Raw genomic sequence first — 23,112 nt, 5'->3', positions numbered from 1 at the left:
ATTTATGATTATTAATAAATCAAAAATCTTTGCTATAAGTTTGTTTCTATCAATTATTAACAATAGCTATGCATTTATTGATGAGCAACAAGAAATGAATAAACAAATAGTTATTGAGTTTTATAATAAAGCAATTAATCAAAAAAATTTTGAAGCAGCATCAAAGTGCCTGGGGACAAACTATAAACAACATAATCCTGCTGCCGCCGATGGACCAGAAGGTTTAAAAGCATTTATTCAATATTTAATTGAATATTATCCTAATTCTCATAGTGAAATTAAAAAAATTTTTGCTGATGGTGACTATGTGATTCTTCATGTACATTCTATTCGTGAACCTGGCACTCGGGGCAGAGCTATTTTTGATTTATTCAAATTAGAAGAGGGGAAAATCGTGGAGCATTGGGACACGATACAAGATATTCCGGAAAAATCAGCTAATTCAAATAGTATGTTTTAATAGTGGTTAATATTACATTCCATAATAGGTCAATGCACCGCAGTAGATGATGGGTTTTTTGCGAATGGTCTTGCAAGACATAATTAAAATTCTAGCAATCGATTCTCTCTACCCTTATGTAGTCAGCTGTCATTGTGTCACAATTCTTGTGTAATTAATGGGCTTAATTCAGAAATACTTGCCCTTACTTGAAAAATGGTAGGCAAAACCTGAAGAACCTGTTCAATTCCAATATTCTGTTGTTCTTTATCAGAGCTAAAAGAACGTTCTATATTGTATACTAGCCAATTGATCCAGTTGCCAAGAACGCCATAAAATGCAGCTTCCAAATGGTCGTTATTAATTGTTACTCCAGCAGATGCATATGCTTTTAGCATTTTTATGAATAAAGACTTATTGAAAAACGGTGTAGTAATTCCACTCCAATCAAGAGCACAATTGATTATTTCATAAGTTGGATTGAGTTTTCGCGCAGACTCCCAATCGACCAAAAAGGGGATATCATTCTTATCCCATAAAACATTTTTCTGATCCAGATCACCATGGCTTACCCCACTGGTACTTTGTAAAATGGGTATGGCTTTTTGAAAGAGTTCATTGATCTCTGTTATAAGCAATTGATTATTTTTTAATCGCTCCTTAAAGACCAAATTTTGACTTACTGATTTGTCTATTAAAGAAATAATTTTTTCATTGGAGTGAATATCAAATTCTTGGGAGTCAAGCTCTGGAACATTAAGATGAATGTGATGAATTTTAGCCAAGATAGCGGCAATTTTAACTGCAAGAGTCTCAGATATGGCGCCTTTATCAAGTGCTTGTGCATTGATCCAAGGATAAACAAGAAATGCTTCATATTCTGAAAAGATTAAATAATTATTTTCTGTTTTTATGGCATGAACTGCTGGAATATTTCGCTGTGAAAATTGAAAGGCAATCTCTTCTGTTAGCTCATATTGGCGTTTTACTTCTGCTGTCAATTGAATTCTGCTATTGAGCTGTTTTACAGCAAATTGAGAACCATTACTTTCTACACACCACATTCTGTGCAAGAGTCCACCGTAAACCCTTTTAGGTGATGCGCAAGGCAGCATAATATTTAATTTTTTACAGATTGTTTTAAGTTGATTTTTATTCACGATAATATTGCCTTAGAATGCCCTTGTGTTTTTTCTCTCAACAGCTGGTTCATCGGTTCAGAAAAATAACGTGCAATATATTGCCCTAAAATTCCTGATAAAACCAAGGTCATAAGATAGCTCATTCCTATTATTAATTTAGTTGGCTGAAAATACATTAGAGTTTTACTTATGACGATAACTAAAAAGGAATGAGTTAAGTAAATTTCATAACTGTTGCGTCCAAGCCAACTAAAGGGAACAGTCCAAATACTGCCCACTCGCTCCCCTTTTACATACCATTCTTGCATGGCAATTAATAATAATCCTGTTCCCATTTCGATTATTGTGACATTTAATCCTACTGCCGCCAGGCCCATTTCAAACGCTTGTTTTCGAAAAATAAAGATAAAAATAAAAAGAAATAGACCTGTTAAAAGGATACATAAAAACTTTATTTTGTTGAGTTTGAAGTGATAAGAAATTAAAGCTGCAAGACAACCGATGGCAATACCATCCATACAGGATAGATAAGAATGGTCACTCCAAATATCATTACTTGTCCAGGTTCTTGCAAAAGGTCCAATCAGAATAAATCCTAACATAGCCAATAGAAACAATGTTCGCTTTCTTAATAAAATGCAAAAGAGAGGGAATAAAACATAAAAAGCTTCCTCAACTGATAAAGACCAAAGAATATCCCAATTACCTGGCAAATAATCTGTTTTGGCTTCAAGCCAATTAATTTGAAAAGTAAGGGCTGAAAAAATGGCTATGCTGAGTGAGGTGGTATGGATAACAAAACCTGTAATATTTAATCGATCCAATAAGGTAAGAATCATCAAGAGACTTATCAAACAAGGCATAATCCTTGCAAAACGCATTTGATAAAATTGACTATAAGAAATACTTTGCAGATTTCCCCATCGTTTCAATGAGGTGGTCGTTATCAAAAAACCAGAAATGACAAAGAATACAATGACACCATAGTAACCACTCCGAAATAGGATGTTTGTGATAGATATTGAAACGGCCTGGTCAATGAATATTAAATCAAGCGGCATTCGGATATATAGATGAAGCAGAATGACCGAGATAATCGATAAACCGCGAAGTGCATCAATACCATCATTTCGATGTTTATAAGTAATAATTTCATCAGACATCATGACTCCAGATTACTCTGTCTTGAGGAGAGTTTGGTGATGAAACGACCAAGAAACAAACAGGGCTTTCGGCCATATTCTTTGCTTTATGGGATATTCTTGGCTTTATGCTCAAGCCCTCATGTTCCTGTAAAATTAGCTCATAATCCTCAAATTCAATGACTAATTGACCTTGTAAACAATAAAAAAATTGTTCTGTTTCCCTATGATAATGCTTCATTTCACAACTGCTTGCAGGCATGGTTTCATAAATCACTGTAAATTGACCATCTTTTTTTAACCACCATCCATCACAACCATGTCCCCATTTAAAATGGGGCGCGTTGTTTTTTGAGAGAGTCTCTTTTCTATCTACAAATTCTGGATCAGGTGATTTCAGGTTCTTGGTAAAGCGCGAGACTAAATTATCCACTGGTGTACTGTTTGCTGATTCCTGAAATTCTTTACGCAAAAAATAAAAAACAGAATTCTTCTGAAACCCATGCCGTTCAAATTCAAGTTTAAATCCTAATTTTTTATAAAATTCAATTGCCTCCCAATCCATGGTATTCACTGTCGCAAAAGCGCAGGCTTTTTCCTTACCATAGTTCAAAGCAGAATGCATGAGCTTCGTTCCCCATCCTTTATGTCTGATACGCTCACTAACCCAAAGATTATCGATATGAAGGCCGCCATAGAGTGTTCCGCCACTACAACCACCAACTATGGTATTGTCTGCGTCACGAATAAAGCACGCAAAAAAATCCAAGGATTCAAAACCCTTTTTTTGTTTGGCGTAAGACTTTATGCCATTTGTTAAAACTTGAACATCATCGGGATCTGGATTTTCTGAGAAAGATAATTTTAATGTCATGATGTTATTTTAAAGTCGGTTGCCAAGCGCCTTGCTTAACATAACTTGCTTCATCACTGCCTGACCAAGGTGGTATAGTAACGCAAATAAACACCAAATCTGCAGCATCACTTCGATATTGAAAATGTGTTCCCAATGGAATATCGATGCTGACCCCAGCAGTTAAAGGAGTAATGCTCTCTTGATCATCCAATTTACGCCAAATAGCCCCATCTCCTGAAAGAACATGCCAAAATTCGGACACAGTCTTATGGCAAACCGTTTTGGAAATAGTTCCGGCCTTTAACGTACAGTGAGCCATACCCCCTAAATGATTACTCATCAGTAATCGAACTTCAGCACCGGCTGGGGAGATGTGTTGATAATCTTTTGGTATTTTTTGTGTATTCATTTGACTTTCTCAATTATTTTTTGCATTCAAAAACAATACTCTCATCAGTTTCATCAGGCGATGCCTGCCTGTCAAAAGCTTTCACCAATCGTACATCACTAAAACCAATTTCCCTTAGCCTATCCAATAAGAAACTAGGCTCATGATAAATACGGATTTTATATTCCTCAACCTCTGTTTGAATGACATGACTTCCATCAATCAGGTCGTATTTGCCGATTGAGTAACAAACATCTTCATCAAGTATGGCCAATTGGCTGAGTATTATGAGTGTTCCATCTTCTTTTGGCCATCTAGAGCCTCTCCAAATACCTAATTCTTTAGGAACAGCATGGAGCGTTTCTGCTTCAAATACAAAAATTCCTTTATCATCCAAATGCTCATAAATTGTTTTCAATGCGTTTTGGATATCAGCCTTTTCTGTGATGAGACTAAATGAACCGCTCGGTATAAAAATCAATTGATATTGATTGGATTGATTTAAATCTTCAATAAAACCATGCCAAACGTTTGGCTTAAGATTTTTGGCACTTGCTTTTGCATACAGTCTTTCTAACATGGGCTGACTTGCATCAAATCCGTGAACGTCAAAGCCTTCTTCAGCTAAAGGCAATAAAAATCGACCGGTACCACACATGGGCTCTAAAATTGGGCCTTTAGCCTCCGCGGCATAGCTTCGATAGAATTGGTATGCATCATGAGGTGCATTGGGTTTACTTAAATCGTATACTTCGGTACAAAGGCTCTGATAGGTATCTAGTTTTTTCATTGGTTCCCCTTTTAAATCCAATACCATCAAATATTCATCATAGAAGATGTTATTAATTTTTAGCGCCTTGGGTTCCGTACCATAAATTCGAAATCCTTGCTTTTCATAAAAAGCACGGGCCGTGTGATTACTTGTCACACAGGTCAGGTGCAATTGAGTTACATAGGTTTTTGCATGCTGTATCATGGCCTGAATTAGCGTTGTTGCAATTCTTTTCCCTCGGTATTCAGGACGAGTATACATACCCCAAAGCACACCACGATGTTTAGATTTAAGAGAATTTAAAATATAAAACCCAGCACAAGATACCAATAAATCACCGACAAAGGCACCCAATACATATCCGTTACTTAATACACTTTGAAAATCAGCATCAGCCCATTGTAATTCTTCATCATATGAAGAGCCAAAACTTTCTGGTGAATGCTTAAGTGCGCTTAACCGTATGTCTTTCCATAAGTTCCAATCAGCATCACACAATTGCCTAATCTTCAAAGCATGACCTCCATGACTGTTACAGGATGTCCTTTAAATTCGTTCATTCCAATCTTGCACCAACCAAGACGGCTGTAATATTCAGGGATAGTTGGATCAAAGGCAAATAAGTAAAGGGTTTTAAAACCCATTTGTTGTGTTTTTTCTTTAGTTTTATTAATAAGTTGTCTTGCAATGCCTTGTTTTTGGTGGCTTGGCGAAACCACTAAAGAACCCAGCCATGGGGTTAATTCAGGGTGAATACCATCATTGACGCGTAAAGAACACATACCAATAGGCTTATGCTCATGAAAAGCAACGAAGGTGAGCGGCAATTGTTCGGTGTTTAAATGGCTGCTTAAATTTTCTTCTACACGCGAAATAGGAACATCAGGGACCCAAATTTTCCCTAATACCTCATGCCAAATTTTGGCAAGTATAGAAATGCTGTCTGAATGATGTTTTAGGTAGTCGATTGTTATCATGTTAACACCTTTAAAAATAAGTTATTCCCTTGAAAGTACGCAGAATCAAGCACTCTGTTTCCAATATGTTCATAATCAATTTGTAGCCAGTGATAAGGATTTTATCATGATGAGATTGTTTGGATCTTTACTGAATCCTGTTTGATTAAAACCTGCTTTTTTATAGCAGCGAATGGCTTGATGGTTATTGATATTTGGATCCACAATAATGGCTTTAAATGGGGTTAAAAACTTATCAATAAATTGACTTATGAATTCTACCCCTAATCCTTTGCTTCTTCCTTTTTCTTCAGCAATAAACAGATCGATTCCTACTAGATCTCTGGGATTGTATTGTTGAAAGAGGAGACTATCATAGCCATCAATCCCATCAGGTAACGATTCTGTGAGCAAATAATATTGAATGAATCCGAAAGGGGAGTTATCGACGTATACAATAAAACTTGGCACATGCTCTTTGCCTAAAATTCTCGGTTCATATTTTTCTTTAATTTCCTTGAGTGTCCAGTTTTTATCTCTTGCATACCAATAGTTAATGGTTGGTTCTTGAAACCATTGATAGAGTTGATTTAAATCTTCCACAGCTAACGGCTTAAATTTAAAATGGCTCATGACTTTTTCTCTTTAGGCAGCTTATCTAATTCAAGAACATCCTTGATAAATCGATTTACCTTTAGATCAGAGCGAAGTTCTATTAATTGAACGTCCGGGTATTTGGATTGCAACTGTTGTAAAATAGGATTGACTCTATTCTCGAAATTCCACATGTATTTTAACAAAGACCAACGTACTGTTTCTGGACAATTTGGTGCTCTATCATCAATGTCTGGATGCTTATGAAATAAGCGCTTAAAAACACGCCAGTAACATAACCATTTCGGAAAATTAAAATAAAGACAAAAATCAGCATATTTATACCGCATTTCATAAGACTTGGTGGAGTTTCCATCAATGATCCAACTTGGATTGGAAATCATTTCCTTTTGCGAGGATAAAAATTCTTGGTAATTACGTTCAACCCAGTTTTTTTCAAAGAAATATTTGTCTAAATGAAAGACAGGGATATTTAATACTTTGCTAAACCATACAGCAAAAGTTGATTTACCACTACCAGGCCTGCCGATGATCATGATCCTTTGAATATTTTGTCTGGAGTGATGGGAGGCTTTTACTGGCATCGTGTGAATAAAGGCTATTTTAAAATGAATAAAGATTATACCATAGTTGCTTGATGATTTATTTAAAGTATTTTAAGTAGCAATTGATGAATAAATGTTATGATGAACTAAAAAAACTTGAAGAGTCTTTATGGCTTGAAGAAACTCGATTCGATAACCAATATATGGATGAGGTTCTTGACATTTCTTTCTTTGAATATGGTCGGTCAGGTAAAAGCTACACCAGAGATGAAACTATGTCTCATCCTTATCAAACAATCGGTGCGAAAATTCCCTTAGAAGACTTTAAAGTACATGATGTTTCAGATAATGTAAAATTGGTAACTTATATAAGTGAAGTGGGACCTGAAAAACTTCGTGCGAATCGAAGCTCTTTATGGGTACACGAGAAAAGTGGCTGGAAGCTAAGATTCCACCAGGGGACACCTATTTGAAGGACAGACTTTTCAATTAATACCTAGCATTTGTTTCCCTGTGTTTTCTCATAGTTACCATGCCTTTTTCTTCCTGGCTACAGTTAGGATATTCAGACTTTTATCGGCTATAAAATCATTTCCATCCATATCATATTGATTTATGATCTCAAACCCACTGTGCTTAAGCGTTGTCTGCAATTCTTCGGCGGTGTAAATTTGCAGGCTGAAAGAGTTTGTGTATGTTTTTTGCTCACCGTGTTCTTTGGAAATTATATAACGATCATGAGAAGTAAGAAGTCCTTTTTCTCTGTCGATCTCAGAATGTTGAATATTGCGGATGTGGTCGCCATTAACAATATTCTCGATATCCATCGCAAAATCATCAATGATATCGTCAGTAATAGCCTGCAGGTTAAAAATGTCAAAAATATATACCCCATCTTCTTTGAGGTTAGCGTGTATATTCTGTAGTGCTCTTTCAAAATCTGCTTTGGTAAGGTGGCCGATGGCATTAAAAATAGTAATAACTGCATCGAATTTTCCTGCTTGTAACTCTCGCATATCACCATCAATGAAAACAATATTACGATTAAGTGCTTTTGCTTTCTTTCGCGCTATAGCAAGTAAAGCAGGATTAAAATCACTACCAACAACGTCATAGCCTCGCTTTGCAAGATAAAATACTTGAGAGCCTGTACCGCAGGTCATATCCAAAACAGACTTAACATTTTGTTTCCTTAATAACTTTTCTATAAGGGCATTTTTAGCTTCGGTTTCTTCACTTATATTATGTGCATCGAAATATTCAGGCATTTTTTGGTATTCTAAAGGAAGACCAAGCTTGTGTTCGTTATCATTCATTTTTTGCTCACAACAAAAGCTGAGCACCTATGTGCTTTTAAAGAGCGGTTATTATAGCTCAGTATGCTTCTTAAGTCCCAAATGTTACCAGGAATAATTGTCCCAAACGTTCGGCAGATTCTTCCTCAAGATAAAGGTTTCCTTGATGTACCTGGATTACTGTTTCAATCGGTAAATCAAGGATATGAGCTAAATGCTCAATATTAGCATTACTAGAGCGTAGTAGAGCGTCAATCCATAGTTTTTGTTTACTTTTATTTTGAATAAAATCAAATCGAAGGTCGTTATTAAATTCTACAATACATCCCATGTTACAACTCCGTGTAAATATTATGACAACATGGTGGAGTATAAAATGTTCGGCAAAATATCCTATCCCCAAATTTGGGTATTTTTATGATAATAGCCCTAGACGAAATGCTTTTGATACCGCTTCGGTAATATTAACGCAGCTCATTTTAGTTCGGATGGACTTGGCATGGGTATTCACTGTTTCGCTTGATAGATGCAGAAATTCGGATATTTTTTTAATCGTCATTCCTTTGGAAATTAAGCTTAAGCATTGTAACTCTCTGGGAGTGAGCTGTGCCAGTGGTTTTTTGACTGCTTTGCGCGTGATGACACTTTTTCTAAACTCACTATCATTGAATATAGCTAACCATTTTTGATTGGGTATGGCTGTCATTATTTCTAATAGCATCGAATCAAAAAAAAGGCATATAAACTGTTCAAAATTATCGCGTACTTGATAATAGAGTTTTTGGGGATCCTCTACCTTTTCAGAATGGTAGGCTTCGATAATAAAATCACATTCTTCACACTGCCTCACCATAGCAAAAGTGGTGCTTAGACTATAACGTGATTCCAGTATTTGAATAATAGGAATTTGCATCGCGTCATATTTTATATCTCGCTGGATAAAAAATTCTTTGCCATTATAAAGGGTGCGATCATGGTCAACGTCCCCACGATATAACCCTTCAGTTCGGTAAGGGATCGCCCATAGGTAAAGATTGGAAATATAATATCGTTGACCACCATGAAAAAACATTGAAATAGAAAAATTAGGGATTTCTTTTGGGCAGTTAAGCTTTTTAATTAGGTAATCAATTTTTGAACGGAATCGAATAGAATCTGACAGTTCATTGTAGTCATTTAAATTAACGCAAAGAGTTCCATCTTCATTGACGCTGTGCATTGATACATCCCTAACATCGATACTAATTACAACCATTCAGTCAATATTTGGTTAATTGTGTCTGGTTGTTCTAACATGGCCATATGACCACATTCCTCAATATAAATTAATTCCGAATACTTGATGTTTTTCGCCATATGTTCCGATCGTTCAATAGGCATAACGTTATCTTGCTTGCTCGCAATCAATAGTGTTGGACATTCAATTGATGATAATAATGATGTATGATCTGGTTTATTGAGAATAGCATTCAATTGATTTTTATAATTATCAACCCCCACTTCCTGAGCCATTTCTTGTGCCAACGATAATAGAACGTTGTGCTTTTCTTTATCATAAATTGAGTTTTTAAAGATAAGTTTGATTAAGAAATCAAACTTCCCTTTGTTCATTAAATCGAGAGAACGCTCGCGTTCCAATTGTCCCTTTTCTGACACTAATTTTGCGGCAGAATTAATTAGGATGAGTTTTTCTATTTTATGTGGGATATGGCGATATAATTCGAGGGATATATAGCCTCCCATAGAAAAGCCAATTAAAGTAAATTTTTTAGGGGCGATTGAGGTAAAGCGATGAGCCATTTCCACAATAGAATCGCTATTGAGCACATCAACATAATGAAGTTGCTTGCTTCCCTGAAAAAATATCTCTTGCTGATACCAAAGCTTTGGGGTTGCCAATGCTCCGGGAATGAGTACTATATCCTTATTCATAGTTTGTGATCACATTATTTACAACCGTTATTAAGATATCCTATGGTGGCAATAATTCAAGCAAAATCGGAGCATTTGAGTCAAATTTATGCAATAATCCTGGAATTGGCAAAGTATGAGAACATTCTGGATAAAATTAAAATAACTGAATCACAGCTCGGTGAACTTCTTTTTTGTAATAAGCCTAAACATTTCGTTGGTTTGGCTTTGGTGGAAGAAAAAATTTGTGGTTTGGTTATGTTTAATTACACCCAAAATAACATTTGTGTCAATGTAACGAAGGGGATTTATATTGAGAATTTATACGTTTCTACGCAGTATCGGCGTCAAGGAATTGGGTGTGCTTTATTCAAGCATGTTGCATGTAAAGCAGCTGCTCACAACTGTTCAAGAATAGAGTGGTGGGTATCTCGAAATAACCGAGAAGCCAGGCATTTTTATAAAAAAATTGGTGGGGTCGCTTTATTAGACTGGCAAATTTTTAAATGTGACCAAATGAGTATTAATAACTTGTTGAGCATAGGAGTTGCTGATGAACATATCCTCTTCGAGTAAAGCATTATTCGCTGGCATTTCCGGCACAGCCTTACAGTGGTATGACTTTGCGCTTTTTGGTTATTTTGCGCCAATTATTGCAGCAACTTATTTTCCTAATGACAATCAATTTGCTTCGCTTTTAAGTGCTTTTGGTGTATTTGCTGTTGGTTATTTATTAGCCCCAATAGGTTCACTATTTTTTGGCTATATTGGTGATCAGTTCGGCAGAAAACGTGCTTTAACTCTAAGTATTTTAGCAATGGCTATTCCTACAGCTCTAATAAGCATTGTTCCTTCTTACCAATATATTGGAATCACAGCACCTCTCCTTATTACTTTGTTAAGAGTTATTCAAGGTTTTGTTGCAAGTAGTGAATTTACTGGATCTGCTATTTTCCTTGTTGAACACGCTAAGCCTGAAAACAAAGCATTTTATGGTTGTTTAACCAGCTCAGCTTACAGTACTGGTTTGATAATGGCTGGCCTGGCAGCTTCATTCTTTACGGCTTCATTTATGCCAGACTGGGGATGGCGAATCGGGTTTGGATTGGCTTTGATTGCTGGTATTTTGATTTTTTATTTACGAACCCATGTTGCTGAAACGCCTGAATATGAAAATATCGCTCAACATGATAAACGACGCTTGCCCTTTCTGGCGGCGCTAAAAGAAGCACCTTTGGCAGTAGTTGGTATTATAGGGATAGCATGGTTGGTCAGTATCATGACTTTTGGAACTTATGTATTTACCGCTACGTACGTGCATAGTTATTTTCATATTTCACTTGGTTTCGCTACCTTAATTATCACTCTGGCTTTAGCAGTTGATGCCACACTTGAACCATTTATTGCTTTGTTAGCAGACAGAATAGGGTTGTTAAAAGTAATTCGATTGGGCATGGTGGCTATGTTATTTTTGAGTATCCCCATTTTTTTCCTACTTGCCACCGGAAATGTTGTTTTGATTACAATGGCATTGATTTTCATGTCTATTTTGATTGCCATTACTTATGCGCCGCTCAATGCATACATGGTTACTCTATTTCCTCATCAGTATCGTTACAGTGGCTTTGGCGTTGCTTTTAATATGGGTATTTCGTTGTTTGGTGGTACAACACCTATAGTGATGTTGTGGCTGGTGAATACAACAAGTAATTTTATTTCACCCGCTTGGTATTATATGTTTGGCGCAATCATAGGATTAGCCTCCATAACGGTTTGTGAACAAGGCCGAAGAAAATTGATACGTTTGGAATCTGCTTTAGCCTATTAAAAATGAGGTATTTGTAATGTTATTGTTTAGTTCTGCTTTAGCAAAGCACAAACTTACTTTTACACGATTAAGTGATTGTATGGAATATATTCCCTTTGCAGCCAAATGGGCTGAAGATGAATGGGGATACATACGGAACAAAGGGGTTGAATATCGTGAAGGCGTAATGCATGCGTTGAGCCATGATGTCTATATTGGCACTTATGCAGGACAACCTGTAGCGATGTTTGCTCTATTAGAACATGAGTTTCCTAATTCGCGTGGGTTGAGTGCACGTGAACTAATGTATGTCTATGTAGATAAAAATTATCGAGGGCTAGGGTTTGGCAAGCAGATTATTGAAGAAGCCAAACGGCTAGCAGCTGTGGCAGGCTCGGATTTGGTTTTGCTAGATACGCTAAAACCTAGTTTAAATAGATTATATGAAAAGCATGGTGCGAAAGTAGTTTGTGAGGGTAGCTTGTTCTCTCATCCAACCGACGTGTTAAGTATGTCAATTTAATAATTTTTTAGGAACTTTATAAGTGGCAAAAGAGTTAAAAGGAAACAATCAGGTAGATTTTGCTAAAGTGCATCAAATGATTACTGAGGCTAAATCCAGAGTTTGGCAACAAGTCAATAAAACTCTTATTCAGTTGTATTGGTCTATCGGACAGTATGTATCTAATAAGATAACACATGATGGTTGGGGCAAGGGTATTGTAGAAGAGCTAGCGGACTATATATCAATAGAGCTACCAACAATTAAGGGGTTTTCAGCGCGTAATATATGGAGAATGAAGCAATTTTACGAGACTTATCATGAGAATACAGAACTGTCGGCAGTGCTGACAGAAATTACGTGGACAAATCATTTGCACATTTTGTCTAAAACAAAGTCTATTGAGGAAAAAGAGTTTTATCTACGTTTAGCTGCCAAACATCATTACTCTGAACGCGATTTTGCAAGGTTAATAAACGTCGGAACATTTGAAAGAACGGTGCTTGCCGATCAAAAACTGTCAGCAGTGCTGACAGAATTACCCGATAGTAAGGGGCGGTTTAAGGACAGTTATGTTTTTGAATTTTTAAATTTACCTGATGATCACAAAGAAAAAGATTTAAGACGAGCCTTGGTCGCAAACCTAAAAAAATTTCTACTTGAACTTGGCCCAGATTTTAGTTTGATGGGAGAGGAATACCCTTTGCAAGTAGGAATGAAAGATTTTCGTGTGGATTTATTGCTTTTTCATCGCGCGCTTAACTGTATGATTGCAATAGAATTAAAGTGCACAGAATTTAGTCCTTCGCATTTAGGGCAATTACAATTTTATTTAGAAGTATTGGATAAAAACATAAAAAAAACACATGAAAACCCAACGATTGGTATATTAATTTGCAAAACGAAGGATGAGGAGGTTGTTCAATATGCGATGAATAGACATGCTTCTCCAACGTTAATTGCAGAGTATGAAACCAAATTAATCAGTAAAGCCGTGTTGCAAAATAAGTTACACGAGTTTGCATTACAGTGGGACAATGATGAATAGTAGTTATTCCAAATAAATTATTTTTCAAAAAATTAAAGAAAAACAATTGAACCAAAAAACACGATATGTTTAAATAAAAAAACAAATCGTGTTTTTTGGTTTTTAATATGTCTACTATCGCTTTACTACCTCGACTTATTCGTTTGAAAGATGTCCCCAAGTATATTGGCATGGACAGAAATCGATTTAATACTTTCGTAAGACCTAATCTTATAGAAATTCCTATAGGCAAACAAGGCGTAGCGTTTGATCGACTTGACCTGGATGCTTGGGTAGATCAATATAAGCAGTGTAGTGGGCGTCCAGGCGGCAAAGAGCAAAGGAGTACAAAGCCATGGGACGTAAACAAACAACAGGACTATTTAAAAGAGGCCAAGTTTGGCATATCGAAAAGCAAGTCCTTGGACATCGCATTCGAGAAAGCACTGGCACAAAGTCGCTCCAGGAAGCGGAGCAATACTTAGCCAGGCGAATCGAAGAGATTAGACAGGCAACGATTTATGGAGTGAGGCCAAAACGCAGTTTTAAAGAAGCTGCGGTGCGATTTTTAAACGAAAATCAACATAAAGCCAGCATTGATACCGATGCAATACTCCTAAAGTCTATTTGCCCGTTTATTGGTGATTTGACCTTGGAGCAAGTGCATATAGGAACGTTGCAATCATTTATAAAAGCAAAACAGGAAGCGAAACTTAAAACGAAGTCAATTAATAATACACTGGAGTTAGTTCGGCATATTTTAAACGTTGCTGCAACTGAGTGGATTGATGAGAATAGTTTAACGTGGCTTCTGGTTGCTCCTAAAATTAAATTATTGCCAGTTAAAGATGCACGAGCACCATTTCCTTTATCTTGGTCAGAGCAATCAAGGTTCTTAGAAGCGTTGCCAGTTCATTTAAATCAAATGGCACGTTTTAAAGTTAATACAGGATGCCGAGAGCAAGAAGTATGTCAATTACGTTGGGAATGGGAAAAACGTGTTCCAAGTTTAAATACGAGCGTTTTCATTATCCCTAGCCATATTAATAGGGATGGTGAATTAAGACAGCTGGTAAAAAATGGGGAGGATCGGCTGGTTATCCTTAATGATGAAGCTAAAGCAGTCATTGAGGAGGTTAGAGGTATTCATTCTGAGTTTGTGTTTTCTTACAATGGAAAGCCAATTACACGCATGAACAACACTGCTTGGCGAAATGCGCGTAAAAAAGCAAATCTCAGTGATCTGAGAGTTCATGATTTAAAACACACTTTTGGAAGAAGACTTCGAGCAGCTGGTGTAAGTTATGAGGATAGACAGGATCTGTTGGGGCATCGTTCTGGCAGGATTACTACTCATTATTCTCAGGCTGAGTTGAGCAATTTATTGGAGGCTGCAAATTTAATTATTCAAAGCCGACGAGAAAGTAAAGAGCTTACTATTCTGAGAGTAAAACAAGGTGGAACCCACACTATCCCCACAAAATCCCCACAGTGTGAAATTAGGGCAATAGGTTAATTTAAAAATGAAGAGCTAACTATTTGATTTTAAAAGGATTAAATGGCGCGCTCGGAGGGACTCGAACCCCCGACACCTTGGTTCGAAGCCAAGTACTCTATCCAGCTGAGCTACGAGCGCAATGGGGTGTGGATGATCATTTTCTATTTCTGGTCTATATGACTCAGGAGGGAGACCAGAATGGTGGGCCGTATAGGATTCGAACCTATGACACAGAGGTTAAAAGCCTCCTGCTCTACCACCTGAGCTAACGGCCCTTACAGGGTATAACCAGCATAATATTTGATGGTATAGGTTTTTTAAAAACTGGTGGGCCGTATAGGATTCGAACCTATGACACAGAGGTTAAAAGCCTCCTGCTCTACCACCTGAGCTAACGGCCCTAAAGAGGCTGAAATCATACCGGATTAGAGCAGAATTTCAAGTCTTTTTAGAGATTATTTTTGTTTAACAAACAAGATGTGTTATTTATATACTTTTTCAAGCAAGAAATTGTTATTCTTGATAGTTAGATTCTTTTCTGTAGCTAAAATTAACCAGTTTTGATCTTGAACTTTATCTTTGAGAGATTGCAGGTCTCTTTTGTCGGTAAGAATTAACAAAGTATCGGCTCCTAAAGCGCCACAACCTTTTATTGCCAAGACTTCCGGATAAGATTTTATAGACTGAATAAGTGGTAGGCTATGTTGACTCACCAGATTTAATTCTGTCAGTTTTTGAGCATATAAGTTAATACATTGGATTAATTGATGGCTATGAGCCAAATCAAAAGCTTCTTTGGCTTTGACAACCAATGAAGCCAGATAATCTATTTGAGAGGGCAGAGTGACTTCTTTAAGATGATGATGTGTTGCCAGTTTGTTACCGGTGTGAACGATCAAGAAAGACAAGTCTTTGAATGACCAACAGAAAGAATCAACCTGATTATTTTGTTTATTAATGTAAACACAACCTTGCTGTGACTGAGCAATTACATCATAACCACTTGGCCGTAACCCAACACCTGACCATGACGATTGGTAATAGGCATCAAGCATATGATTTAACCGAGGAGTAATCTCTTGTAGTGAACAAGTTGCCAAATAACAGGCTAAAAATTGCGCGCTGGATGCTCCCAGGCCGCCTTGGCCTTGATATGGGTCTTGCCAGGATAAGCCAAAGGGAGGGTATTGATTTTTTTGCCACCATAATCCGGCAGGTGACTCCGGATGAATTCCTTCTAATTTTGCATTTTGGGTTAATGTAAGAGTAAAGCAAGGGCTTGTCGTTAAGAGGATAGCTGGTTCTCCCGCAATGGCAGCGTATTCTCCTAATAAAAATGTTTTAGCGGGAATTTGCCATTTCATACTGCAACAGGAGCTTGTCGGATTTCAGCTAATAGGTCATAAGCGTTATTCAAGCTGACTCGTTTGTTTAAGTTAAGCCATTCTTGCAATTTTTCTTTGAGCACGGGCATTTCATTTTCATTGGCTCCTGCGACTAATAGCAAATTATCAATATGCAATTTCATATGGCCTTGAATGATCCCATCAGTGCATAAAGCTTTGAGTGCGCCAAGATTTTGCACTAGTCCAACTGCTGCGATAACCTGGGAGAGTTGATTGGCAGAAGTGATATCCATCATGCGTAAACACATTTTGGCTGTGGGATGTAAAGAGGTTACGCCTCCAACGGTGCCTACTATTATGGGGGCGGTTAATTCTCCTGTGAGTACTTCATTTTGATACCGCCAACGAGTGATCGCTGTGTATTGTCCAGAACGTGCCGCATAGGCGTGTATTCCAGCTTCCACAGCTCGCCAATCATTACCTGTAGCAATTAAAACCGGATCAATTCCATTCATAACCCCTTTGTTATGGGTAGCAGCACGATAGGGGTCTATTTCTGCAAAGAGTGAGGCCTCCTGCAATTTTTGACCGAGGATTGGGTCAATATTACGAATAATGACTTGAGCGGTCGTTAATTTTTGATCGTTTAAGTTGGATAAAATACACATGGTGACTTCTTCACCAGTTATTTGTTCTATGGGTTGTTTTAAATATTCAAGTACTTGATTGATAATATTGGCACCCATAGCGTCACAGCTGTTCATCGCCAAATGAATTACTGCCATATCTTGTCCATCTTCTCTCTTTAAACGGCGTACTTGCAAATCGGTAACACCACCGCCTCGTTTGACCATATTTGAGGCAACGTCTTTATTTGCTATTTCTATAAAATATTGACGATTTTTATTAAAGAGATCAGAGAATCTTTGAAAATCCTTTACTTTTGCCAGTTGTATTTGACCAAGAATACATTCTCCATGAACCCAGGTATTGATTTCACCATGTTGCCTAATCCATTTCGCTGACTTGGAAAGAGCAGCAATAATTGATGTTTCCTCTACTGCCAAGGGTATTACATAATCGCGCCCATCAATATTAAAATTGGTAGCCACGCCTAATGGAAGCTGAAAATATCCAATAACATTTTCAATCAACTTGTCAGCCAGATTTAAATCTTTAATACCACCTTGTTTAAGAAATGTAATATCTTCATGAGTCAGGGCACCTAAAGCGAGTAACCTTTGAAAGCGCTCTTCACGTGATAATTTTGAGAATCCGCGAAATAATTCACCGGCATTAGCAGCTATGGACATGCCTTCTCCTTTAAATCATCAAGAACTCGGCTGCCAGTACAAAACATAGCAGTTTTCAATTCATATTCAATTGTATTCATTTGGGTAAGTACTTGCCCGGTTGAGTCCAAAGCCGCTTCAAGCATGGGTTTCGCGAAACCGACTGTGGTAGCACCCAGCGCAAACAGTTTTGCGGCATCCAAACCATTTCTTACACCGCCAGAACCCCAAATTTCGAAAGAGGGATTAAGGCTTATGGCATTACGAATGCTTTGCAAGGTATCAATTCCCCAATTTCGAAAAGTATCAGCGGTTCGGTGCCTTATCGGATCTTTGTTTGCCCGATGTCCTTCAATTCGCCCCCAATGCGTACCTCCCACACCACTGACATCAACAGCAGCAACACCTATATTATTTAAGCGAAGCAGTGTATTTTTTGAAAAACCACAACCAGTTTCTTTTATTATAATTGGAGAAGCAATTTTTTTGACTAATGCTTCCAATGCTGTCCAACATCCTTGAAAATTAGTTGTTCCTTCGGGTTGAATACACTCTTGTAACGGATTGCAATGAATAATTAATGCTTCAGCATGCAACGTATCAATTAAGCGCTGGATTGCAGAAATTGGGGTGTCAATCAACTGAGCGATTCCCAGGTTACTGAACAGGCTGACCATGGGGAAATCACGACGGAGTGGTTCCCACTCAAATGCAGCTTGTTTATCAGTTAATTCTCTGCGCTGCGAACCAACACCCATCGCCCATTTTGTTTTTGAGCAAGCTTCCATTAATCGATGGTTAATCTCTATGGCATTGGAATGACCTGCTGTCATTGAACTGATAATAAATGGTTTTTCAACCGATTTTTTAAACCGGATGCTTTGTATGGAAATGTCTTTAAAATCAAGATCAGGTAAGGCTTCATGCACCAAAGAAAAATGATCAAAGGGATTTAATTCGCTGCTTTGATTAGCTGGCATTAGGGCTAGTTCTATATGATCTCGCTTACGCTGTTCAAATTGGCTGTATTCGTTTTGCATGCCTGAATTTACTTATGAAAAATACCATCAATTTTAGCATGAAATGATGAAATAGACCATTGTATTTTTATTCGACATGGTGTTTAATTTGGTATCCTAGTATAACGATGAGTTAACTAACATTCATTCATTTAGTTGGCATCTTGGTAACAAATTAAGATAATTATCATGAAATCTAAGTTGCAATACCATTTTTCTACAACAACGAATGACGACGAATCATGTATTGAGGAAGATGATGGAAATAAGTTCACTCCAAATGGCGTGCCATCACATGGGTGGACTGCGCGGACCAGATTTTTTTGCCATCAAAACACGCCTCCTAAATATGTTGTTAAACAACCTAAACCAGATAAAGTCCGTTCCTTGTCAGATCTTAGAGATCAAAAACTTAATAATGAATTTAATAAAAGACGTTATCAGCATGAATTGGATGTGTGGAATTTGGTTCATCCAGGTAATAAAGCCTACTTATTTACAGATAACGGTATTCGATTGGTTCTTCCTTATCTACCCGGTAAAACTCTGTTTTCTTTTACCAGTAGAGAGGAAGACCAGTTGACTTGGTGTCAGCGGTATTTTGCGAGTTTAAACGCTTTACTGAACTTGGATTGAAGCACTGCGATGTTAAATATGACAATTTTTTGATAGAAAGAAAGCAAGATGGTACCTTTAGAGCCTACATAATTGATCTCGATTCAGTAGACAAACTAATGCCTAGTGATCAGGATTATGATTGGAATATTGTCCTTGCATTTCTATTTGATGACACGGGCCTAAAAAGTCCCGAAGTTTGTCCACCTGGCTATATTGCTTTGAACTCAATTGATGCTCCTGTAGAAAATGAATTTGAAGCACGCTCAAAACTGGATGGAATAAAAAAAGAACTATCCCTCAAAAAACCTACCTTGATAAGAATCAGGAATTGTCTGAAAAATGAGTTGGATTATTATTTTGTATACGGATGCTTGTATAATGGGCAATGGGGCTTTACTAAACTCGATGAAAGTATCATTAGTTCAGTGAATCTATCCAGTTTTTCCGGTGTTTTAGTCGAACCCTTAGCTGCTGCTGTTATTGGCAATCATATTAAATCAAAACAAGGTCATATTAGTTATAGACTTGACCTTTATATCAATTGTCTGAATGAGAAAATAACGGAACTCACTCTACTCAAATCTCAAAGTGCTCCTCCTCAGCAACATATCCAATTATAAATGTGTCCTGTTGCTATCATACAGCTTTGTCCGTACGACTGTAAGCCTATCATGATAGGCTTACAGAGTATTATAGCTTACCAGCGATAATAGTAATAAGGTCTGTAATAAGGTCGATAATAAGGTCTGTAATAAGGATAACCCCAACGATAGTAATATGGTCTGTAATAGTACCCTCTATAGTAACCAGGACCCCAATATCTATAGCGTACCCAGTAAGCGACTTGAGTCGGATTCGCTTTATTAATTATCGGATTGATGTCTCTGTTAACAGCTTTTGCATTTGCAGGAGTGACTAAAATCAAAGCTACAATCAAAAGACTAAAAGCCAGCACCAGTTTTAGTAAAGAGGTCCCTTTAAAGATAAAACGTTCCATTATTTTACTCCTTAAAGCGTATTCTCTTTAAGTATAGACTACAAGGGATTTTTTGATTATTTTTTGAACAAAATCACTGCTGGAAATGAGCATAAATTTTATTGAGGCAGTAAGTGATTTATCAGGACTAATGATTAAAAAAATGCCCAAGCCTTTTGGCTGCAGCACGTTCTTCAAGGTTCTCGATCTTATTGCGTTCCAAGGTTGTTTTGAATAGTCGCTGCGATTCCGGATGAAAATTCATATTACGAATAACGTGTTCTGGTTTAAGCAAGGTATCAGGTAATTGATAACTGAATTGATTCTTTTTCTGTAATTGTTGATAAAGAGAGTTGCTTAAGCCTAAACCATGTTGTAGTGCCTGGTAGAACCGGGATATGGGCCCTTGTAACGCGGCAATATGGTCATAAACTATGCCTGGTTGCGGAGCTCCGCCAATGTTTTCAAGAGCCAGCTTTAATTCATCAAGTTTTGCCATAAATAATTTTTGTTTATTCAAAACCTTAACCAGGGTATCTATCGGTTTGAATTGTTTGGTCTGTTGCAGTGATTTCTTTTTGTCCTGAGACTCTTTAAGTTGCTTTTGGGCAATAACACGTAACAACGAATCTACCAAATGATTAAGCATCGACAGAATTTGTTTTAATTCATCTGTTCCCAAAGCAAAGGCCAATCGCTCAATATTGAATTCAAAAGAATGCTTGGCTTCTATCCCCAATAACTGAAGCAGGTATTGTTGTAAATGACCTAACTGGCTTAAGGCATTTTGTGTATCCAGCCTGTATTGCAAGACCAGAATGAGGGATTTGAGTGAGTCCAGCTCATCCGACTCGAATTCTTCGGGTAGTTCTTTTTCCTGTTGTAAAGACTCCAGGAGCCGATTAGATTGAATAAGTTCTGTTTCCGCTTGCTTGATGAGGTTAGAATGGATTTCAATTAAAGTTTCATTCATGAAGATAACCTGGTGATAAAAGAGCACTATCTATAATATTATGATACCATGAATCGTAAGTTTTTGCGGTCTTGTGGTATTTTGTATTATTCTAGGAAAATTCAAGAAAAAGAAATAACTATGGAACAGACTAGCGCACAGATTGTTTTCGAGCAAAAGAATGCAACATACCAGTGTTGTGGTTCCTGGTCTGTTTTATCCCTTGATGGATTGCCTAAAAAATTTGGCGAAAACCCATTGCCTGATTCACAACAAATAACTGTAAACGGTGAAAAAATCAGTGCCTTTGATAGTGCCGGGGCTCTGGCATTAAAGAAATGCATAGATGAGCTAAAAAAAAGAAATAATCAGGTCGAATTAGTCAATTTTTCCGACAGCCAACAGCAAATGCTGGGACTCATAGAATCCAAACAGGATATTCTTTCCTATCAATTACCCGTTGTTTCTAAAGAGGGCATCCTTTATCAGATTGGTAAAGAGTCAGAAAATAAATTGCATCAGGTTGATGGTTTGATTATTTTGATTGGAGATTTAAGCACAAGGCTTTTCGAAGCGTTTGCTTATTGGCGGCGATTTCATTTACCCAGTATTGTTTCTGTTATTGATTCTGCCGGGCTAAAAGCATTACCTATCATTGGCTTGCTGTCTTTTTTGATAGGAGTCGTTCTAGCTTATCAAATGGGTTTGCAATTAGAAACTTATGGTGCCAATATTTTTATTGCTTATTTATCTGGCATGGCAATTTTTCGAGAATTTGGTCCTTTAATTACAGCAATTATTGTGGCGGGGCGCACCAGTTCATCATTCACAGCTCAAATCGGCAGTATGAAGATTAATGAAGAAGTAGATGCCATCCTGACCATGGGGCTTTCTCCCACTGAATTATTAGTTTTACCTAAAGTATTGGGTTTATTAATTGTGTTTCCTTTATTAATTTTTTGGGCGGATGTTTTTAGCATTTGGGGGGCAATGATCATGTCCAAACATATGTTAAACATTGGCTTCGAAGATTTTTTAAGCCGCTTAAGAGATTCTGTAGGGCTTAGCCAAATGATGCTGGGTTTGTATAAAGCCCCCGCCTTCTCAATCTTAATTGCTTTAGTGGGTTGTTTTCAGGGGTTTAGAGTAGAATCAAGTGCTGACAGTATAGGGAGCCAAACAACCAAAAGTGTTGTGCAGGCATTGTTTTTAATTATTATTGCTGACGCTGCTTTCTCCATAGCTTATAGCTGGATGGGTTTGTAAATGAGTGAACCAGTTATTGAAATCAAGGGAATGAAAAATTGTCTTGGCGGTCAATGGGTGCACACCGATATTAATCTCACCGTAGAGAGGGGAGAAATCCTGGCTATTATAGGAGGGTCTGGAAGTGGCAAAACCACCATATTACGCAGTTTACTGATGTTATTGAAACCTTCTGCGGGTAGTATTAAAGTATTCAATGAAGAAATTTATAATCTTGATGCGGAGCAAGCTTTCAGGCTTAGGCGCCGATGGGGCATGTTATTTCAACACAGTGCTTTATTTTCAGCTATGACCGTATTGGAGAATGTGATGTTTCCAATGAGGGAATTCACTACTTTAGATCAGGATTTTATGCAAGAATTGGCCCTTTTAAAAATAACTTTGGTAGGCTTATCTAAGGAAGCGGCTGTGAAATATCCTTCCGAGTTAAGTGGGGGAATGCAGAGAAGAGCTGCTGCGGCAAGAGCCATTGCAATGGATCCGGAGTTATTATTTCTGGACGAGCCTACTACAGGATTGGATCCCAGGGGAGCCAGACTTTTTGATGATTTGGTTGTTTTTTTAAGAGATGCGTTAAATTTAACTATAGTCATGGTTAGTCATGATATAGAGTCCTTAAAAAGAACAACGGATCGTGTTGCGTTTGTAGGTGATGGGAAAATTCTTAGTGTTGAACCCATTAATGAATTGATGAAAAATAAAAATCCGCTAATCGCAGAATACTTTAGCAAATTCTAAGAAATACTAT

At 37.4% G+C, this 23,112-nt stretch carries 29 protein-coding genes, 3 tRNA genes and 1 pseudogene; 12 read left to right on the top strand and 21 right to left on the bottom strand.

Features of this window, described 5'->3' with window-relative positions; all coding sequences use genetic code 11:
• Positions 1 to 4 precede the first annotated feature (4 nt).
• Positions 5 to 460, top strand: a complete 456-nt coding sequence (locus tag CC34_RS0115165; protein ID WP_028379670.1) for a nuclear transport factor 2 family protein — start codon at positions 5 to 7, stop codon at positions 458 to 460.
• Positions 461 to 597: 137 nt separating this feature from the next.
• On the opposite strand, the gene CC34_RS0115160 is transcribed toward CC34_RS0115165, so the two are convergent.
• The 9 genes and pseudogenes from CC34_RS0115160 to CC34_RS0115125 form a co-directional block, all read right to left on the bottom strand.
• The gene (locus CC34_RS0115160) at positions 598 to 1,599 is read right to left on the bottom strand and encodes an aminoglycoside phosphotransferase family protein (protein ID WP_028379669.1); all 1,002 of its coding nucleotides are present in this window, start codon (positions 1,597 to 1,599) and stop codon (positions 598 to 600) included.
• A complete protein-coding gene (locus tag CC34_RS01000000116665) occupies positions 1,596 to 2,744 on the bottom strand; it encodes an acyltransferase family protein (RefSeq protein ID WP_050598241.1) in 1,149 nt (382 codons plus the stop codon). The genes CC34_RS0115160 and CC34_RS01000000116665 overlap by 4 nt, the downstream gene beginning before the upstream one ends.
• Positions 2,737 to 3,597 carry a GNAT family N-acetyltransferase gene (locus CC34_RS0115150; RefSeq protein ID WP_028379668.1) on the bottom strand — a complete coding sequence of 287 codons (861 nt, stop codon included), beginning with the start codon at positions 3,595 to 3,597 and terminating at the stop codon, positions 2,737 to 2,739. Before CC34_RS0115150 ends, CC34_RS01000000116665 begins: the two co-directional genes overlap by 8 nt.
• A gap of 4 nt (positions 3,598 to 3,601) precedes the next feature.
• Positions 3,602 to 3,988 (bottom strand): cupin domain-containing protein, encoded by a 387-nt coding sequence (locus tag CC34_RS0115145; RefSeq protein ID WP_028379667.1) that lies wholly within the window; start codon positions 3,986 to 3,988, stop codon positions 3,602 to 3,604.
• 13 nt (positions 3,989 to 4,001) lie between these two features.
• On the bottom strand, positions 4,002 to 4,757 hold the full coding sequence (locus CC34_RS1000000117640) for a class I SAM-dependent DNA methyltransferase (RefSeq protein WP_028379666.1): 756 nt from the start codon (positions 4,755 to 4,757) through the stop codon (positions 4,002 to 4,004).
• Between the two features lie 87 nt (positions 4,758 to 4,844).
• Positions 4,845 to 5,237 (bottom strand): annotated as a pseudogene (locus tag CC34_RS1000000117635) (GNAT family N-acetyltransferase); the annotation flags it as partial.
• Between the two features lie 11 nt (positions 5,238 to 5,248).
• Entirely contained in the window at positions 5,249 to 5,716 is a 468-nt protein-coding gene (locus CC34_RS0115135; RefSeq protein WP_028379665.1) for a GNAT family N-acetyltransferase, read from the bottom strand.
• Between the two features lie 75 nt (positions 5,717 to 5,791).
• On the bottom strand, positions 5,792 to 6,328 hold the full coding sequence (locus tag CC34_RS0115130) for a GNAT family N-acetyltransferase (protein ID WP_028379664.1): 537 nt from the start codon (positions 6,326 to 6,328) through the stop codon (positions 5,792 to 5,794).
• Positions 6,325 to 6,846, bottom strand: coding sequence for a P-loop NTPase family protein (locus CC34_RS0115125; RefSeq protein ID WP_028379663.1), 522 nt, complete (start codon positions 6,844 to 6,846; stop codon positions 6,325 to 6,327). The genes CC34_RS0115130 and CC34_RS0115125 overlap by 4 nt, the downstream gene beginning before the upstream one ends.
• A 134-nt stretch (positions 6,847 to 6,980) precedes the next feature.
• Between CC34_RS0115125 and CC34_RS0115120 the strand changes: the two genes are divergently transcribed.
• Complete coding sequence (locus CC34_RS0115120; RefSeq protein WP_032833180.1) at positions 6,981 to 7,328, top strand: nuclear transport factor 2 family protein; 348 nt, start codon at positions 6,981 to 6,983, stop codon at positions 7,326 to 7,328.
• Between the two features lie 54 nt (positions 7,329 to 7,382).
• Here CC34_RS0115120 and CC34_RS1000000116770 read toward each other — a convergent pair whose 3' ends face one another.
• The 4 genes from CC34_RS1000000116770 to CC34_RS0115100 form a co-directional block, all read right to left on the bottom strand.
• Positions 7,383 to 8,171 carry a class I SAM-dependent methyltransferase gene (locus CC34_RS1000000116770; RefSeq protein ID WP_050598240.1) on the bottom strand — a complete coding sequence of 263 codons (789 nt, stop codon included), beginning with the start codon at positions 8,169 to 8,171 and terminating at the stop codon, positions 7,383 to 7,385.
• A gap of 70 nt (positions 8,172 to 8,241) precedes the next feature.
• Positions 8,242 to 8,481 carry a hypothetical protein gene (locus CC34_RS0115110; protein ID WP_028379661.1) on the bottom strand — a complete coding sequence of 80 codons (240 nt, stop codon included), beginning with the start codon at positions 8,479 to 8,481 and terminating at the stop codon, positions 8,242 to 8,244.
• A gap of 84 nt (positions 8,482 to 8,565) precedes the next feature.
• Positions 8,566 to 9,369 carry a helix-turn-helix transcriptional regulator gene (locus CC34_RS0115105; RefSeq protein ID WP_028379660.1) on the bottom strand — a complete coding sequence of 268 codons (804 nt, stop codon included), beginning with the start codon at positions 9,367 to 9,369 and terminating at the stop codon, positions 8,566 to 8,568.
• A 26-nt stretch (positions 9,370 to 9,395) separates the two neighbouring features.
• A complete protein-coding gene (locus CC34_RS0115100; protein WP_028379659.1) occupies positions 9,396 to 10,082 on the bottom strand; it encodes an alpha/beta fold hydrolase in 687 nt (228 codons plus the stop codon).
• Positions 10,083 to 10,124: 42 nt separating this feature from the next.
• On the opposite strand from CC34_RS0115100, the gene CC34_RS0115095 reads away from it, so the two are divergent.
• The 6 genes from CC34_RS0115095 (at position 10,125) to CC34_RS0115075 (ending at position 14,913) form a co-directional block, all read left to right on the top strand.
• Positions 10,125 to 10,637 (top strand): GNAT family N-acetyltransferase, encoded by a 513-nt coding sequence (locus CC34_RS0115095; protein ID WP_028379658.1) that lies wholly within the window; start codon positions 10,125 to 10,127, stop codon positions 10,635 to 10,637.
• Positions 10,615 to 11,889: an MFS transporter gene (locus tag CC34_RS0115090; protein ID WP_028379657.1), complete on the top strand. Its 1,275-nt coding sequence runs from the start codon at positions 10,615 to 10,617 to the stop codon at positions 11,887 to 11,889. The genes CC34_RS0115095 and CC34_RS0115090 overlap by 23 nt, the downstream gene beginning before the upstream one ends.
• A gap of 16 nt (positions 11,890 to 11,905) precedes the next feature.
• The gene (locus CC34_RS0115085; protein ID WP_028379656.1) at positions 11,906 to 12,391 is read left to right on the top strand and encodes a GNAT family N-acetyltransferase; all 486 of its coding nucleotides are present in this window, start codon (positions 11,906 to 11,908) and stop codon (positions 12,389 to 12,391) included.
• 22 nt (positions 12,392 to 12,413) lie between these two features.
• Entirely contained in the window at positions 12,414 to 13,418 is a 1,005-nt protein-coding gene (locus tag CC34_RS0115080) for a PDDEXK nuclease domain-containing protein (RefSeq protein ID WP_028379655.1), read from the top strand.
• Positions 13,419 to 13,525: 107 nt separating this feature from the next.
• The gene (locus CC34_RS1000000117215) at positions 13,526 to 13,882 is read left to right on the top strand and encodes a hypothetical protein (RefSeq protein ID WP_072356343.1); all 357 of its coding nucleotides are present in this window, start codon (positions 13,526 to 13,528) and stop codon (positions 13,880 to 13,882) included.
• 32 nt (positions 13,883 to 13,914) lie between these two features.
• On the top strand, positions 13,915 to 14,913 hold the full coding sequence (locus CC34_RS0115075; protein ID WP_231957899.1) for a tyrosine-type recombinase/integrase: 999 nt from the start codon (positions 13,915 to 13,917) through the stop codon (positions 14,911 to 14,913).
• 43 nt (positions 14,914 to 14,956) lie between these two features.
• Here CC34_RS0115075 and CC34_RS0115070 read toward each other — a convergent pair.
• From CC34_RS0115070 to fni, 6 genes are all read right to left on the bottom strand, one after another.
• Positions 14,957 to 15,033, bottom strand: a tRNA-Arg gene (locus tag CC34_RS0115070).
• Positions 15,034 to 15,094: 61 nt separating this feature from the next.
• Positions 15,095 to 15,170, bottom strand: a tRNA-Lys gene (locus CC34_RS0115065).
• Positions 15,171 to 15,220: 50 nt separating this feature from the next.
• Positions 15,221 to 15,296, bottom strand: a tRNA-Lys gene (locus CC34_RS0115060).
• A gap of 81 nt (positions 15,297 to 15,377) precedes the next feature.
• The gene (locus CC34_RS0115055) at positions 15,378 to 16,259 is read right to left on the bottom strand and encodes a mevalonate kinase family protein (protein WP_027229248.1); all 882 of its coding nucleotides are present in this window, start codon (positions 16,257 to 16,259) and stop codon (positions 15,378 to 15,380) included.
• A complete protein-coding gene (locus tag CC34_RS0115050; protein ID WP_027229247.1) occupies positions 16,256 to 17,554 on the bottom strand; it encodes a hydroxymethylglutaryl-CoA reductase, degradative in 1,299 nt (432 codons plus the stop codon). Before CC34_RS0115050 ends, CC34_RS0115055 begins: the two co-directional genes overlap by 4 nt.
• A complete protein-coding gene (gene fni, locus CC34_RS0115045) occupies positions 17,545 to 18,573 on the bottom strand; it encodes a type 2 isopentenyl-diphosphate Delta-isomerase (RefSeq protein WP_027229246.1) in 1,029 nt (342 codons plus the stop codon). Before fni ends, CC34_RS0115050 begins: the two co-directional genes overlap by 10 nt.
• Before the next feature lie 168 nt (positions 18,574 to 18,741).
• Between fni and CC34_RS1000000117740 the strand changes: the two genes are divergently transcribed.
• The gene (locus CC34_RS1000000117740) at positions 18,742 to 19,188 is read left to right on the top strand and encodes a hypothetical protein (protein ID WP_269456705.1); all 447 of its coding nucleotides are present in this window, start codon (positions 18,742 to 18,744) and stop codon (positions 19,186 to 19,188) included.
• A gap of 98 nt (positions 19,189 to 19,286) precedes the next feature.
• Complete coding sequence (locus CC34_RS1000000117735; RefSeq protein WP_269456704.1) at positions 19,287 to 19,790, top strand: hypothetical protein; 504 nt, start codon at positions 19,287 to 19,289, stop codon at positions 19,788 to 19,790.
• 77 nt (positions 19,791 to 19,867) lie between these two features.
• Here CC34_RS1000000117735 and CC34_RS0115035 read toward each other — a convergent pair whose 3' ends face one another.
• Complete coding sequence (locus CC34_RS0115035) at positions 19,868 to 20,167, bottom strand: hypothetical protein (protein ID WP_027229245.1); 300 nt, start codon at positions 20,165 to 20,167, stop codon at positions 19,868 to 19,870.
• Between the two features lie 127 nt (positions 20,168 to 20,294).
• Complete coding sequence (locus CC34_RS0115030; RefSeq protein ID WP_032830496.1) at positions 20,295 to 21,119, bottom strand: hypothetical protein; 825 nt, start codon at positions 21,117 to 21,119, stop codon at positions 20,295 to 20,297.
• 120 nt (positions 21,120 to 21,239) lie between these two features.
• Here CC34_RS0115030 and CC34_RS0115025 point away from each other — a divergent pair, with 120 nt between their 5' ends.
• Positions 21,240 to 22,364: an MlaE family ABC transporter permease gene (locus CC34_RS0115025; protein ID WP_027229243.1), complete on the top strand. Its 1,125-nt coding sequence runs from the start codon at positions 21,240 to 21,242 to the stop codon at positions 22,362 to 22,364.
• Positions 22,365 to 23,102 (top strand): ABC transporter ATP-binding protein, encoded by a 738-nt coding sequence (locus CC34_RS0115020; RefSeq protein ID WP_027229242.1) that lies wholly within the window; start codon positions 22,365 to 22,367, stop codon positions 23,100 to 23,102.
• Positions 23,103 to 23,112: the final 10 nt, after the last annotated feature.

This window comes from Legionella pneumophila subsp. fraseri (assembly GCF_000586315.1).
GTDB classification, from domain to species: domain Bacteria; phylum Pseudomonadota; class Gammaproteobacteria; order Legionellales; family Legionellaceae; genus Legionella; species Legionella pneumophila_B.
This window is presented reverse-complemented; position numbering and strand designations above follow the sequence as displayed.

What these genes read in the sequence shown, in the direction of transcription:
- CC34_RS0115165 (WP_028379670.1), top strand. Translation starts at nt 5, where the DNA reads ATGATTATTAATAAATCAAAAATCTTTGCTATAAGTTTGTTTCTATCA.
- CC34_RS01000000116665 (WP_050598241.1), bottom strand. Translation starts at nt 2,744, where the DNA reads ATGTCTGATGAAATTATTACTTATAAACATCGAAATGATGGTATTGAT.
- CC34_RS0115150 (WP_028379668.1), bottom strand. Translation starts at nt 3,597, where the DNA reads ATGACATTAAAATTATCTTTCTCAGAAAATCCAGATCCCGATGATGTT.
- CC34_RS0115145 (WP_028379667.1), bottom strand. Translation starts at nt 3,988, where the DNA reads ATGAATACACAAAAAATACCAAAAGATTATCAACACATCTCCCCAGCC.
- CC34_RS1000000117640 (WP_028379666.1), bottom strand. Translation starts at nt 4,757, where the DNA reads ATGAAAAAACTAGATACCTATCAGAGCCTTTGTACCGAAGTATACGAT.
- CC34_RS0115135 (WP_028379665.1), bottom strand. Translation starts at nt 5,716, where the DNA reads ATGATAACAATCGACTACCTAAAACATCATTCAGACAGCATTTCTATA.
- CC34_RS0115130 (WP_028379664.1), bottom strand. Translation starts at nt 6,328, where the DNA reads ATGAGCCATTTTAAATTTAAGCCGTTAGCTGTGGAAGATTTAAATCAA.
- CC34_RS0115125 (WP_028379663.1), bottom strand. Translation starts at nt 6,846, where the DNA reads ATGATCATCGGCAGGCCTGGTAGTGGTAAATCAACTTTTGCTGTATGG.
- CC34_RS0115120 (WP_032833180.1), top strand. Translation starts at nt 6,981, where the DNA reads ATGAATAAATGTTATGATGAACTAAAAAAACTTGAAGAGTCTTTATGG.
- CC34_RS1000000116770 (WP_050598240.1), bottom strand. Translation starts at nt 8,171, where the DNA reads ATGAATGATAACGAACACAAGCTTGGTCTTCCTTTAGAATACCAAAAA.
- CC34_RS0115110 (WP_028379661.1), bottom strand. Translation starts at nt 8,481, where the DNA reads ATGGGATGTATTGTAGAATTTAATAACGACCTTCGATTTGATTTTATT.
- CC34_RS0115105 (WP_028379660.1), bottom strand. Translation starts at nt 9,369, where the DNA reads ATGCACAGCGTCAATGAAGATGGAACTCTTTGCGTTAATTTAAATGAC.
- CC34_RS0115100 (WP_028379659.1), bottom strand. Translation starts at nt 10,082, where the DNA reads ATGAATAAGGATATAGTACTCATTCCCGGAGCATTGGCAACCCCAAAG.
- CC34_RS0115095 (WP_028379658.1), top strand. Translation starts at nt 10,125, where the DNA reads ATGGTGGCAATAATTCAAGCAAAATCGGAGCATTTGAGTCAAATTTAT.
- CC34_RS0115090 (WP_028379657.1), top strand. Translation starts at nt 10,615, where the DNA reads ATGAACATATCCTCTTCGAGTAAAGCATTATTCGCTGGCATTTCCGGC.
- CC34_RS0115085 (WP_028379656.1), top strand. Translation starts at nt 11,906, where the DNA reads ATGTTATTGTTTAGTTCTGCTTTAGCAAAGCACAAACTTACTTTTACA.
- CC34_RS1000000117215 (WP_072356343.1), top strand. Translation starts at nt 13,526, where the DNA reads ATGTCTACTATCGCTTTACTACCTCGACTTATTCGTTTGAAAGATGTC.
- CC34_RS0115055 (WP_027229248.1), bottom strand. Translation starts at nt 16,259, where the DNA reads ATGAAATGGCAAATTCCCGCTAAAACATTTTTATTAGGAGAATACGCT.
- CC34_RS0115050 (WP_027229247.1), bottom strand. Translation starts at nt 17,554, where the DNA reads ATGTCCATAGCTGCTAATGCCGGTGAATTATTTCGCGGATTCTCAAAA.
- fni (WP_027229246.1), bottom strand. Translation starts at nt 18,573, where the DNA reads ATGCAAAACGAATACAGCCAATTTGAACAGCGTAAGCGAGATCATATA.
- CC34_RS1000000117740 (WP_269456705.1), top strand. Translation starts at nt 18,742, where the DNA reads ATGAAATCTAAGTTGCAATACCATTTTTCTACAACAACGAATGACGAC.
- CC34_RS1000000117735 (WP_269456704.1), top strand. Translation starts at nt 19,287, where the DNA reads ATGCCTAGTGATCAGGATTATGATTGGAATATTGTCCTTGCATTTCTA.
- CC34_RS0115035 (WP_027229245.1), bottom strand. Translation starts at nt 20,167, where the DNA reads ATGGAACGTTTTATCTTTAAAGGGACCTCTTTACTAAAACTGGTGCTG.
- CC34_RS0115030 (WP_032830496.1), bottom strand. Translation starts at nt 21,119, where the DNA reads ATGAATGAAACTTTAATTGAAATCCATTCTAACCTCATCAAGCAAGCG.
- CC34_RS0115025 (WP_027229243.1), top strand. Translation starts at nt 21,240, where the DNA reads ATGGAACAGACTAGCGCACAGATTGTTTTCGAGCAAAAGAATGCAACA.
- CC34_RS0115020 (WP_027229242.1), top strand. Translation starts at nt 22,365, where the DNA reads ATGAGTGAACCAGTTATTGAAATCAAGGGAATGAAAAATTGTCTTGGC.